Annotated in this window: 10 protein-coding genes; 3 read left to right on the top strand and 7 right to left on the bottom strand. The window is 44.9% G+C overall.

Annotated elements, in window-relative coordinates; all coding sequences use genetic code 11:
* Nucleotides 1–137: 137 nt before the first annotated feature.
* On the bottom strand, nt 138–1,241 hold the full coding sequence (zapE, locus tag MED222_RS00680; protein WP_009848970.1) for a cell division protein ZapE: 1,104 nt from the start codon (nt 1,239–1,241) through the stop codon (nt 138–140).
* Nucleotides 1,242–1,460: 219 nt separating this feature from the next.
* Between zapE and zapG the strand changes: the two genes are divergently transcribed.
* From zapG to degS, 3 genes are all read left to right on the top strand, one after another.
* Nucleotides 1,461–1,916, top strand: coding sequence for a Z-ring associated protein ZapG (gene zapG / locus MED222_RS00685; RefSeq protein WP_009848969.1), 456 nt, complete (start codon nt 1,461–1,463; stop codon nt 1,914–1,916).
* A 127-nt stretch (nt 1,917–2,043) separates the two neighbouring features.
* Nucleotides 2,044–3,399: a DegQ family serine endoprotease gene (locus MED222_RS00690; protein WP_009848968.1), complete on the top strand. Its 1,356-nt coding sequence runs from the start codon at nt 2,044–2,046 to the stop codon at nt 3,397–3,399.
* Nucleotides 3,400–3,557: 158 nt separating this feature from the next.
* The gene (gene degS / locus MED222_RS00695) at nt 3,558–4,622 is read left to right on the top strand and encodes an outer membrane-stress sensor serine endopeptidase DegS (RefSeq protein ID WP_009848967.1); all 1,065 of its coding nucleotides are present in this window, start codon (nt 3,558–3,560) and stop codon (nt 4,620–4,622) included.
* Nucleotides 4,623–4,759: 137 nt separating this feature from the next.
* On the opposite strand, the gene parC is transcribed toward degS, so the two are convergent.
* The 6 genes from parC to nudF form a co-directional block, all read right to left on the bottom strand.
* The gene (gene parC, locus MED222_RS00700) at nt 4,760–7,018 is read right to left on the bottom strand and encodes a DNA topoisomerase IV subunit A (RefSeq protein WP_009848966.1); all 2,259 of its coding nucleotides are present in this window, start codon (nt 7,016–7,018) and stop codon (nt 4,760–4,762) included.
* A 3-nt stretch (nt 7,019–7,021) separates the two neighbouring features.
* Nucleotides 7,022–8,902, bottom strand: coding sequence for a DNA topoisomerase IV subunit B (parE, locus tag MED222_RS00705; RefSeq protein ID WP_009848965.1), 1,881 nt, complete (start codon nt 8,900–8,902; stop codon nt 7,022–7,024).
* Nucleotides 8,903–9,141: 239 nt separating this feature from the next.
* A complete protein-coding gene (yqiA, locus tag MED222_RS00710; protein WP_009848964.1) occupies nt 9,142–9,747 on the bottom strand; it encodes an esterase YqiA in 606 nt (201 codons plus the stop codon).
* Nucleotides 9,747–10,571: a 3',5'-cyclic-AMP phosphodiesterase gene (cpdA, locus tag MED222_RS00715; protein WP_009848963.1), complete on the bottom strand. Its 825-nt coding sequence runs from the start codon at nt 10,569–10,571 to the stop codon at nt 9,747–9,749. The genes yqiA and cpdA overlap by 1 nt, the downstream gene beginning before the upstream one ends.
* Nucleotides 10,572–10,630: 59 nt before the next feature.
* The gene (locus MED222_RS00720; protein ID WP_009848962.1) at nt 10,631–11,071 is read right to left on the bottom strand and encodes a DUF1249 family protein; all 441 of its coding nucleotides are present in this window, start codon (nt 11,069–11,071) and stop codon (nt 10,631–10,633) included.
* A 4-nt stretch (nt 11,072–11,075) separates the two neighbouring features.
* Nucleotides 11,076–11,705 (bottom strand): ADP-ribose diphosphatase, encoded by a 630-nt coding sequence (gene nudF / locus MED222_RS00725; protein WP_009848961.1) that lies wholly within the window; start codon nt 11,703–11,705, stop codon nt 11,076–11,078.

Raw genomic sequence — 11,705 nt, 5'->3', positions numbered from 1 at the left:
ACGTGATTTTACTCATCGCTAGAGGCCCGCAGTAACGGTAGGTCGCAGGATTATAGAGAAGAGCGAAGAAAAAATCACCTCTTTTTGAACAAAATCACGATTTTTTTAATTCTCTTTCTTATTCGAGATAATCAAAGCTAACTTAAGTGTTCTTTTGCCAAATACTCATGGCTCTGCATTTCAATTAAACGCGACTGACAACGTTTAAACTCAAACTCTAGTTGACCATGGGTGTATAGTTTTTCTAGCTCCACTTCCGCTGAAATAATCAGTTTCACATTGCGCTCATAGAACTCATCAACTAACGCAATAAAGCGTCTAGCAGCGTCATCGGAAGTCACGCCCATTTGCAACACATCAGCCAATAGAACCGTGTGATAAACCCGAGACAACTCAATATAATCGTTCTGGCTACGAGCCGACTGACAAAGCTGAGCAAAAGTACCATGCAGCACACCATCACTCGCTTCGACCACATCTAATTGACGGTGATTAACCTCTATCTGCTTAAGCTTCTCTTTATCTTCACCAACAAGCTGCGCGTAATATGTTTCGAGGTTAATGTTCGCTTGGCTATCCAGTGGGTAATGGTAGATCTCAGCCTGCTCTAAGGTTCTCAGACGATAGTCAATTCCGCTATCAACATTAAGAATATGACAGTTGTCTTGAATGAGCTTAATAGCGGGTAAGAAACGCGCTCGCTGTAACCCGTTGCGATACAGATCCGCAGGTGGAATATTAGAGGTCGCAACCAAGATAACGTTTCGAGCGAATAACTCTTGGAACAAGGTTCCTAAGATCATGGCATCCGTGATGTCTGAAACAAAGAATTCATCAAAACAGATAATATCCGCTTCTTCTTTCAACTTATCTGCGACTAGAGGCAACGGGTCGCTAACATTACCTAGTGCCCTTAGCTCATCATGAACTCGATACATAAAGCGGTGAAAGTGAACGCGCATTTTTTTTGTGGTCGGTAAGGCATCGTAGAACGTATCCATTAAATAGGTTTTACCGCGCCCGACGCCGCCCCAAAAATAGAGGCCTTTTGGTGGCAGTGGCAGTTCTGGCTTTTTGCCCATTAACTTCTGGAATCGAGTCAGTTGAGGAATAGGGGCATTCATGTAATTTTGGAATTGATGAAAGAGTTCATCTAAAGATTTAACGGCTTGCTCTTGTGCTGGATCTCTTTGAAATCCATGTTCTTTTATATCTTGTTCGTATTTTTTAATGGGATTCATGACGACATTTCCACAATGAAAGCGATATCAGACAGCAAATAAAAATGAGCCCAAACAGTATGAGACATGTCGCTATGCGGTGAATAATGCAGCATCAAACTGCTAACTAGCGCACACGCATTTCTCTTTATACTGCGGCTTTCTCATAGTACCATGGAGCTGTATCACGTGTAACTAAGCAGTAACAAACATGTTAAAAAACAATAATAAGGAGCTGTTATGCCTTGGATGTATGCCGTTGCCGGTTTACTAGTCGGAGTTATTTTAGGGGTCGCTATTTCTCGTCTCATGACACCTGAATACAAAAAACAAAAGAACGTACAGAAAGAATTAGATAGCGCAAAGTTTGCCCTGGAACAGCAGCGACAAGAGCTAGCTGACCACTTTGCGAAATCAGCAGAAATGTTGGACACCTTAGGTAAGGACTATACAAAGCTTTACCAACACATGGAAAAAACAAGCTCAGAGCTACTCCCTAACCTGCCAGAGCAAGACAACCCATTTGTGAAAACAGCCGCTGCTCATTCGGATAAGCCACAAGATAAGTCTTCAGTTAAAGAGTCGACGCTTGAAGAACAACCGAAAGATTACGCTAATGGCGCAACCGGTTTATTTACCGAGCAGAAGAAAGAAATCATGGATGCTCCCGATGTCGTTACAGCAAAAGCATCGTAAACATTTAACACTTCTGTGAACTTTACAAAGGTTTTTGAGTCATAACTTTCACTCAGGTCATTTGAAACTTCTCATACTTATTAAACGTATAAGTAGGGTTAAGACCTTAACTAGAGAGGAGTTTATGATGAAAAAACCTTTGCTTGCTTTATCAGTACTGACTTTAAGCTTAAGTTCAATCATCACCCCCATTCAAGCTACAGCCGCACTTCCATTAAGTGTGGGTAATGAACAATTACCAAGCCTTGCTCCTATGCTTGAACAAGTAACCCCCGCTGTGGTTAGTATTGCCGTAGAAGGCAAACAGGTACAACGTCAGCAAATCCCTGAACAATTTCAATTCTTTTTTGGTCCAGAACAAACACGAGAACGCCCATTCCGCGGGCTAGGTTCTGGTGTGATCATTGATGCCAAGAAAGGCCATATTGTCACCAATTACCATGTCATCAATGGTGCCGACGATATCAAAGTAAAACTGCATGATGGTCGAGAGTACGATGCAGAGCTCATCGGCGGCGACCAGATGTCTGATATCGCGCTATTAAAACTCGAAACAGCCAAAAACCTTACCCAGATAAAAGTCGCAGATTCCGACAAATTGAGAGTCGGCGATTTCAGTGTGGCTATCGGCAACCCATTTGGGCTTGGTCAAACCGTAACATCCGGTATCGTTTCAGCGTTAGGACGTAGCGGTCTCAATCTAGAGAACTTCGAAAACTTCATTCAAACCGATGCCGCGATTAACAGTGGTAACTCTGGAGGTGCGTTAGTGAATCTTAACGGTGAACTGATTGGTATCAACACGGCCATCCTAGGACCTAACGGCGGCAATGTCGGTATCGGCTTTGCCATTCCATCCAATATGATGACAAACCTGACTGAACAGATTCTCGATTTCGGTGAAGTAAAACGTGGCATGCTTGGTGTCCAAGGTGGAGAGGTCACCTCGGAATTGGCTGAAGCGCTTGGTTATGAGTCCAGCAAAGGTGCTTTTGTTAGCCAAATTGTACCCGACAGTGCTGCAGACAAAGCCGGATTGAAAGCGGGCGATGTCATTATCTCCATTAACGGTAAGCGTATTGATACTTTTAGTGAGTTAAGAGCCAAAGTAGCCACCCTAGGTGCAGGTAAACAGATCGAGTTAGGCGTGGTTCGTGACGGTAAGAATAAGACCTTTGACGTCACGCTGGGTGAATCCACAAATAGTAAGACACAAGCTGAAAAGCTCCATGAAGGACTTGCCGGTGCAGAGCTCACCAACACAACCGACAGCGATTCAGCGACAGGCGTCAAGGTATCAAGTGTCGCTCAAGGTTCGCCAGCAGAAGCTTATCAGCTTCTTAAAGATGACATCATCATCGGGGTAAACCGACAACCAGTTAAGAACCTTGCTGAATTTAGAAAGATTCTTGAAAAACAACCTGGCGTATTGGCACTTAATATCCAGCGAGACGATAGGACTATCTATCTAGTTATTCGATAGCCATACGTCAGCGTAATTACAGGGGGGCTCAGTAAGTTTGCTTTAAACTTACTCAGTCTCCCTTTTCTTTAGATCAATCAAAATGCTATGCTTCACTGATAATCAAGTCAGTCATCCATTGACGGATGCTTCATACCTTACTTGTTGAAGAGGGAAACATGCTGTCCTTTCTATTTCGTTCTATTTCCCTTGGACTCGTTTCAGCGGCGCTTATTCTTCTCGCATTCCCGAGTTTAAGGCCGGCGATTGTTGCAGACGTCACGAACCCTCAAGTCGATAATATTGGCCCTCTTCAGATCTCATTTAACCAAGCGGTGCGACGAGCTGCACCCGCTGTGGTCAATATTTATAGTCGTAAATACGCAGAAAGCGATCGCAACAAGCTACTAACTCAAGGATTAGGTTCAGGGGTGATTGTTAGTGAGAAAGGCTACATCATTACCAACTTCCATGTTGTTGCTCAAGCTGACCAAATAGTCGTGGCACTTCAAGACGGACGAGTAGCGGCCGCACAACTTGTCGGCTCAGACAAACGCACCGATATTGCGATACTCCGAGTCAGCGGTGACAACTTACCTGTTATTCCACTGAACCCGAATTACAAAGCAAATGTCGGCGACGTGGTGCTGGCTATCGGTAACCCATACAACCTAGGGCAAACGACAACCTTTGGCATTATCTCTGCAACAGGTCGTTCTTCGATCAGTGCAGATGGTCACCAAGCCTTTATCCAGACTGATGCTGCAATCAATGAAGGTAACTCAGGTGGTGCACTGGTTAACTCACAAGGTGAGCTCGTCGGTATCAACACGGCTTCTTTCCAACAAGCTACCGACATGGAAACCTACGGGATCTCATTTGCAATCCCCTACTCACTTGCTAATAAAATCATGGAGAAGATCATCGCCGATGGTCGTGTCATTCGTGGTTATATTGGTATCGACGGACAAGACATTAATTCGGTGACATCACGCTTGCTCGGTACTAAGAACATCGGTGGTATTGTTGTCTTAGGCATTGACCCGAATGGTCCTGCAGCCGATGCCGGCTTTGAAGCACAAGATATCATTATCAGCATCAACAACACCCAAATTAGCGGACGACAGAGCGTAATGGACATTGTTACTGACCTTCGCCCGGGTACTATCATTGATGTTGGTGTATTGCGCAAAGGTGAAAACAAGACACTCAAGGTCACCATTACCGAAGACACACGCCTGTAGTCTTTATTTAGTTTGATTGCTAATAGCGAGTAACTCAAACCGCCAATTACAGAGACAAAAAGTATAGATACAAAAAACCCAGCTCTTAAGCTGGGTTTTCTTTTATCAATCAAAGCTAATGATAAACTCAATCAAAACTAGGCGTCACTAGGTTCATCGATATCGATGCGAGTCACACGCTGCAAACCTCTTGGGAGCAGACCACCACGACGACCACGCTCACCACGGAAGTTTTCAAGATCCGCAGGTTTCAAGCCAAGTTTACGTTTACCCGCGTAAATAGTCAGCGTTGCATTCTCTGGAATAGCCATCAGATGCGATACAAACTCTTCACGCTCTTTTGCTTTCGCAGAAGGGATGTTGATGATCTTGTTACCTTTACCTTTGCTCAGCTGAGGTAGGTCTTTAATAGGGAACAACAACATACGGCCTTGGTTAGTAATCGCCAGAATCTGGTTACTGTCCAAGTCTGCAATAGGGCTTGGCAACATCACTTCAGAAGCTTGTGGCAAGTTAACTAACGCTTTACCGCTCTTGTTCTTAGACAGCAGATCGCTACCCTTACAAACAAAGCCATAACCAGCATCAGAACCGACTAACCATAGCTGTTCATTCTCTCCCATCACCACTTGGCGAATCGAAGAACCCGGACTGACGTTCAGGCGGCCTGTAATTGGCTCACCTTGGCTACGTGCCGACGGTAATGAATGAGATTCAAGGGAGTAGCTTCGGCCATCACTGCCAAGGAACACCGCTTGTTGGTTACTCTTACCCTTAGCACTCGCTAAGAACTTATCACCAGATTTGTAGTTCAAGCCTTCAGCATCAACTTCATGCCCTTTAGCATGACGAATCCAACCTTTCTCAGACAACACAACCGTGATTGGTTCGCTTGGTACTAAGTCGCGTTCTGTTAGCGCTTTCGCTTCAGCACGCTCAATCAGAGGTGAGCGACGATCATCGCCGTATTTATCTGCATCTGCTTGGATTTCTTTCTTGATCAACGTATTCAAGCGACGCTCTGAACCGAGTAGCTTTTCAAGCTTTTCGCGTTCAGCTTCAAGCTCTTCTTGTTCCGCTCGGATTTTAAACTCTTCTAACTTAGCTAAGTTACGAAGTTTAATATCAAGAATCGCATTGGCTTGAATTTCAGAAATGTTGAAACGGCTCATCAATACAGGACATGGTTCGTCTTCTGTACGAATGATTTCAATCACTTCATCGATATTAAGATAAGCAGCAAGCAAACCTTCTAAAATATGCAAACGTGCTAGTACTTTATCTAAACGGTACTGCAAACGACGGCGAACGGTCGTGCGACGGAACTCAATCCACTCTTTCAGAATTTGAACTAGGCCTTTAACTTGAGGACGATTGTCTAAACCAATCATGTTCAAGTTAACCCGGAAGTTTTTCTCTAGATCCGTCGAAGCGAATAGGTGACTCATCAATTGGTCACAGTCGATACGGTTTGAACGAGGAACGACAACGATGCGAGTTGGGTTCTCGTGATCCGATTCGTCACGCAAGTCGTCAACCATTGGCAGCTTCTTAGCGCGCATCTGGTTAGCAATTTGCTCAAGTAACTTCGCACCTGACACTTGATGAGGTAAAGCAGTGATAACAATATCAGAGCCTTCCTTGTGCCAAACCGCGCGCATCTTGATGCTGCCACGGCCTGTACGGTAGATCTTTTCGATGTCCGACTTCGGCGAAATAATCTCAGCCTCTGTCGGGTAATCAGGGCCTTGAATGAAACCCATCACATCTGGAAGTTCAGCTTTCGGCGTATCAATCAAGTGAATCGCTGCGTTCGCCACTTCACGGACATTGTGAGGCGGGATGTCCGTCGCCATACCTACCGCGATACCAGTAATACCGTTAAGTAAGATATGAGGTAGACGTGCTGGCAACATCTGAGGCTCTTTCATGGTGCCATCAAAGTTTGGTTGCCAATCAACGGTGCCTTGACCTAGTTCACCTAGAAGAACCTCAGCAAACTTAGATAATTTCGCTTCGGTATAACGCATCGCAGCGAACGATTTCGGGTCGTCCGGAGCACCCCAGTTACCTTGACCGTCTACCAATGGGTAGCGGTAAGAGAAAGGCTGCGCCATCAATACCATCGCTTCGTAACAAGCAGAGTCACCGTGTGGGTGATACTTACCTAATACGTCACCAACGGTACGTGCTGATTTTTTGTATTTCGATGCAGCTGATAAGCCCAGCTCAGACATCGCGTAGATAATACGACGCTGTACTGGCTTCAAGCCATCACCGATATACGGTAATGCACGATCCATGATCACGTACATTGAGTAATTTAAGTAGGCATCTTCGGTGAACTTGCGCATTGGCAGCTGTTCAACGCCATCATATGTAATTTCGTTAGACATCCATTATACCTCGGCCATATCACCGTTAGTCTGTAGCCATGTACGGCGATCATCTGCACGTTTTTTACCAAGCAGCATGTCCATCATCTCGTTGGTCGCTTCGTTGTCATCAATCGTTAATTGAACAAGACGACGAGTGTTCGGATCCATGGTGGTTTCACGTAACTGAAGTGGGTTCATTTCACCCAGACCTTTGAATCGTTGCACGTTGATCTTAGCTTTCTTCTGCGACAGTCGCTCAAGCACACCATCTTTCTCTGCATCATCAAGTGCGTAGAACACTTCTTTACCGCAATCGATACGATACAGAGGGGGCATTGCCACATAGATATGACCCGCTTCAACCAATGCATGGAAATGGCGAGTAAATAGTGCACATAGCAGTGTCGCGATATGAAGACCATCCGAGTCCGCATCGGCAAGGATACAGATCTTACCGTAACGCAGGCCTGACAAGTCATCGTTATCAGGATCGATACCCAAAGCAACCGAAATATCATGTACTTCTTGTGAAGCCAATACTTGGTCCGCTGACACTTCCCATGTATTTAGGATCTTACCGCGAAGTGGCATAACCGCTTGGAACTCACGATCACGTGCTTGTTTAGCAGAACCACCCGCCGAGTCCCCTTCCACGAAGAAGATTTCGGTACGACTTAAATCTTGAACCGAACAATCGGTTAGCTTACCCGGCAGTGCTGGGCCTGAAGCAATCTTCTTACGCACAACCTTTTTGCTTGCGCGCATGCGACGGTGAGCATTCGCAATACAAGCTTCAGCTAACTGTTCTGCCAGTTGTGGTTTTTCGTTCAACCACAAGCTAAAGGCATCTTTTACCACCCCAGACACAAACGCTGCGGTTTGACGAGAAGAAAGACGTTCTTTTGTTTGACCAGCAAATTGCGGATCTTGCATCTTCACCGATAATACGTACGAACAACGATCGAAAATATCGTCACCCGTTAACTTAACGCCACGCGGTAGAAGGTTACGAAATTCACAGAACTCACGCATTGCATCAAGCAGACCTTGTCGAAGGCCGTTTACGTGTGTACCACCTTGCTTAGTTGGTACTAAGTTCACGTAACTCTCGGTGATCATATCACCGCCTTCTGGCTGCCAAATAATCGCCCAGTTCGCCATTTCTGTTTCAGCAACGAATTCGCCGACATAAGGTTCCTCAGGCAGTAAGGTGTAACCTTTCACACCTTCTGCAAGGTAGTCTTTTAGACCATCTTCATAGAACCATTTATGTTCTTCACCGCCAACCTTGTCGACAAAGGTGATTTCTAAACCAGGGCAAAGTACAGCTTTAGCGCGCAAGTTATTGATAAGACGTAAAACAGAGAACTTAGAGCTATCGAAATATTTTGGATCTGGCCAAAAATGTACCGTCGTACCGGTATTGCGATGACCACAAGTACCTGTAACAGTAAGATCCGTTACGGCATGACCACCTTCAAGGGCAATTTCATGTACCTGACCGTCACGGCGAACCGTCACTTCAACACGTTTTGACAACGCGTTCACCACCGAGATACCTACCCCGTGCAAACCACCTGAAAACTTGTAGTTATTGTTCGAGAACTTACCGCCAGAGTGGAGCTTAGTTAAAATCAGCTCAACACCTGAGATGCCTTTTTCAGGGTGGATATCAACCGGCATACCACGGCCATCATCCGTCACTTCTAACGATTGGTCAGCATGCAACACGACTTTAATCTTCTTAGCGTGTCCCGCTAGTGCTTCATCAACCGAGTTATCAATGACTTCTTGGGCAAGGTGGTTTGGTCTTTCTGTCTCGGTATACATTCCCGGGCGGTGTCGCACGGGGTCGAGACCTTCAAGTACCTCGAGGTCTTTTGCATTATATTGTTCAGTCATAATACGGAGTTTACTCAAAAAGTTTGCGTCAGTTCGCTGGCTCTAGTTTGACTAAAGCGAAATCATTACTATGAACCGTCATAGTAGAGCGAACGAGCGAAGTATTGGGGAATATAGTCTGGAAGCTGAGTAATGATGTCAAGCTAGTTCAAAAACTAAGGCATCAAACTATGATATTTCACCACTGATAGATGAAATAACAGTCAAACAAGAGAAAATTACTTGATTGCTGAAACAGATTAAAGATTTAGAAAGGTGATGATTTGTTGGGGGTAGCGTTCAAAATTAACAAAGCTATGATCCCCGCCCTCTTCTACTGTCTGTACTGCACCTTGGTACTTCTCTACCGCTTGTCGGTAATCCAGAACTTCGTCTTCCGTTTGCTGAAGTAACCAGAAGTCACTCGGCTGAGCGATAGCCGGAACCTCTAACGCCTTCAGTTCATTGATATGTTTTGTTTCCAGAACATATCGCTCTTCTGTGTATGGATTTACTTGTTCACCTAAATAGTCAGCAAGAAGCTCATACGGCTTAACGGCTGGGTTCACAACCACAGCTTTAAAGCCATAGTGACTATTCAGCCATGTTGAAAGATAGCCACCCAACGAGCTACCTACCAACGCTATCTGATATTGCTCTTTATATTGCTCCACCAGTTGCTGCAAATAAATGGCCGCTTGCTGAGGAAAACTCGGCAGTTGAGGTGTCATCACCTTGATATCAGGACGATGCTCCGCGCAATAGTCAGTCATCACCGTTGCTTTGTGGGAACGTGATGAACTGTTAAAGCCGTGAATATAGAGAAGCAGTGGCGGCTTAGCGGCTTGCTGTTCAGAATCAAACATCAATAACCTGCCGCTTCAAAATCAGGTAAGAATTGTCCATGAGGTAAACGGCGTACTTGCGTACTTACTGATCCATCTTGATGCAATTCAATCTCTCTCCAACCAGGTGACAAAGTATCAACCGCAAAGTCATCTGAGTTAGGCTTGAATTGCACACAAGTCGACGGTGTTGCCATGACTTGTACACCATGATGATCTCGATTCATGTCTTGATGAACGTGACCACACAGTACCGCTTTCACATTGGTGTGCTGTTGAACCACTTCCCAAAATTGATCAGCATCTTTCAGATTATGTTGATCCAGCCATGCACTGCCAACCAATAGTGGATGGTGGTGCAGCAGAACCAAGGTATTACGTTCGGGAAATTCGGTTAGCTTTTGTTCTAGTAGATCAAGCTGTTGATCACTGAGACGTCCGTGAGGCACACCAACCACTTGCGAGTCCAGCATCACCATCTGCCAATTATTACCTAGCAAAACATGCTCAACGCACTGTATTTGTGGTGATGGTAAAACACTGCCCATATTCGGTTTGAAGTCATGATTCCCTGGCAACCAGTAACACGGTTTATCCAAAGGTTGAATTCCTGACTCAAATTTTTGGTACGACTCAGCACTGTGATCTTGAGAAATATCACCGGTTGCTAAAATCGCTTGATAGTCAAAGCCCTGACTAACAATGGCATCGACTACAGCACGAAAGCTATCTTGAGTGTTGATGCTTAATAAGCTGCCATTGCTCGGCGCAAATAAATGCGTGTCCGTTAGCTGTACAAGCTTAATACTGCTCTCATCAAATTTTGAAGTGTGTGATAATTCCAAAATAACAAATCCAGATACGTTACTGTTTAGACTTTAAAAGTGTTTTTAAATAGGCTCAATTAAAAAGAAACTGGGGTTCGGCTGATACCTGTTTTTAAACAAAACGTTAACCATTCCCCAAGAAATTTGTTCAATTGAAATTTCTCATCCTTTTGCAGAAGTTTTGTGTTGGGATAGTCATATTTTGCTTTGACTCGCGAAAAATCCCCGCTAGCGCACACTTCTGCAACTCGAGCGTCGTGATATAGCCTGACAGACATTTTTGGCAAAGGAAACACTGGCATCGCGTCACTCTGACATATATCTATTAATGTGGTGTATTTTGTGACCTCATTCACTGTCAATTGATACACCATATTAACGGCTTGGTAACAGCGAACGTCACCAACCTCATGCTCAACCGGTAACAGAGCATTAAGTTTGGCATAGTTAGTCTCGTAAACTCGCATCAATTCAGCCAAATCGACATGATACGGTTTTTTGACTGCTATATTTGGCATGACGTTAATCTATCCACTCTGACTGTAATTCTTGGTAGTTCAATTGTAGCCACTGCAGCGCAATGATCGTGGCGCCATTTTCAAACACACCGTCTTTTACTAACTGATAAGCGGCTTCGCGACTCATCACTTGCACGCGAATATCTTCACCTTCGTAATCCAATCCGTGAACCCCTTTTGCTGTCGTGGCGTCAACACAACCAACAAAGACGTCGAGCTTTTCTGAGCAACCGCCGGATGAAGGATAATACGAAGTAATAGGCAATACAGATCCGACGTCGACCCCCGCTTCTTCCATCGCCTCACGACGAGCAACATCTTGTGGTGATTCATCGGTATCAATAATCCCCGCAACAATTTCGTATTGCCACGGGTTCTCATGCTCTAGAGCACCGACACGGATCTGTTCGACGATCACCACTTCATCACGCACAGGATCATAAGGTAGCAAAGCGGCAGCATGTCCACGCTCAAACATCTCACGCTCGATTGGTTGGCTCCAGCCGCCCTCAAACAGTCTATGTTTAAATGTGTACTTAACCATTTTGAAAAAACCACGAAACAGCGTCTCTTTTGAGACTATTTCCACATCTTGCGGAGTAAACTCATGTCGTTGATTGTCATACTGTTGCAT

Origin of the sequence: Vibrio sp. MED222, assembly GCF_000153005.1 — a bacterium.
In the GTDB taxonomy this organism is placed as follows: domain Bacteria; phylum Pseudomonadota; class Gammaproteobacteria; order Enterobacterales; family Vibrionaceae; genus Vibrio; species Vibrio tasmaniensis_A.
Note: the sequence above shows the minus strand (reverse complement) of the source record. Positions and strands in the feature narration are given on the sequence as shown.

Bases quoted from the DNA above. Each gene is read 5' to 3' on its own strand.
- zapE (WP_009848970.1), bottom strand. From the start codon at position 1,241: ATGAATCCCATTAAAAAATACGAACAAGATATAAAAGAACATGGATTT.
- zapG (WP_009848969.1), top strand. From the start codon at position 1,461: ATGCCTTGGATGTATGCCGTTGCCGGTTTACTAGTCGGAGTTATTTTA.
- MED222_RS00690 (WP_009848968.1), top strand. From the start codon at position 2,044: ATGAAAAAACCTTTGCTTGCTTTATCAGTACTGACTTTAAGCTTAAGT.
- degS (WP_009848967.1), top strand. From the start codon at position 3,558: ATGCTGTCCTTTCTATTTCGTTCTATTTCCCTTGGACTCGTTTCAGCG.
- parC (WP_009848966.1), bottom strand. From the start codon at position 7,018: ATGTCTAACGAAATTACATATGATGGCGTTGAACAGCTGCCAATGCGC.
- parE (WP_009848965.1), bottom strand. From the start codon at position 8,902: ATGACTGAACAATATAATGCAAAAGACCTCGAGGTACTTGAAGGTCTC.
- yqiA (WP_009848964.1), bottom strand. From the start codon at position 9,747: ATGTTTGATTCTGAACAGCAAGCCGCTAAGCCGCCACTGCTTCTCTAT.
- MED222_RS00720 (WP_009848962.1), bottom strand. From the start codon at position 11,071: ATGCCAAATATAGCAGTCAAAAAACCGTATCATGTCGATTTGGCTGAA.
- nudF (WP_009848961.1), bottom strand. From the start codon at position 11,705: ATGCAACAGTATGACAATCAACGACATGAGTTTACTCCGCAAGATGTG.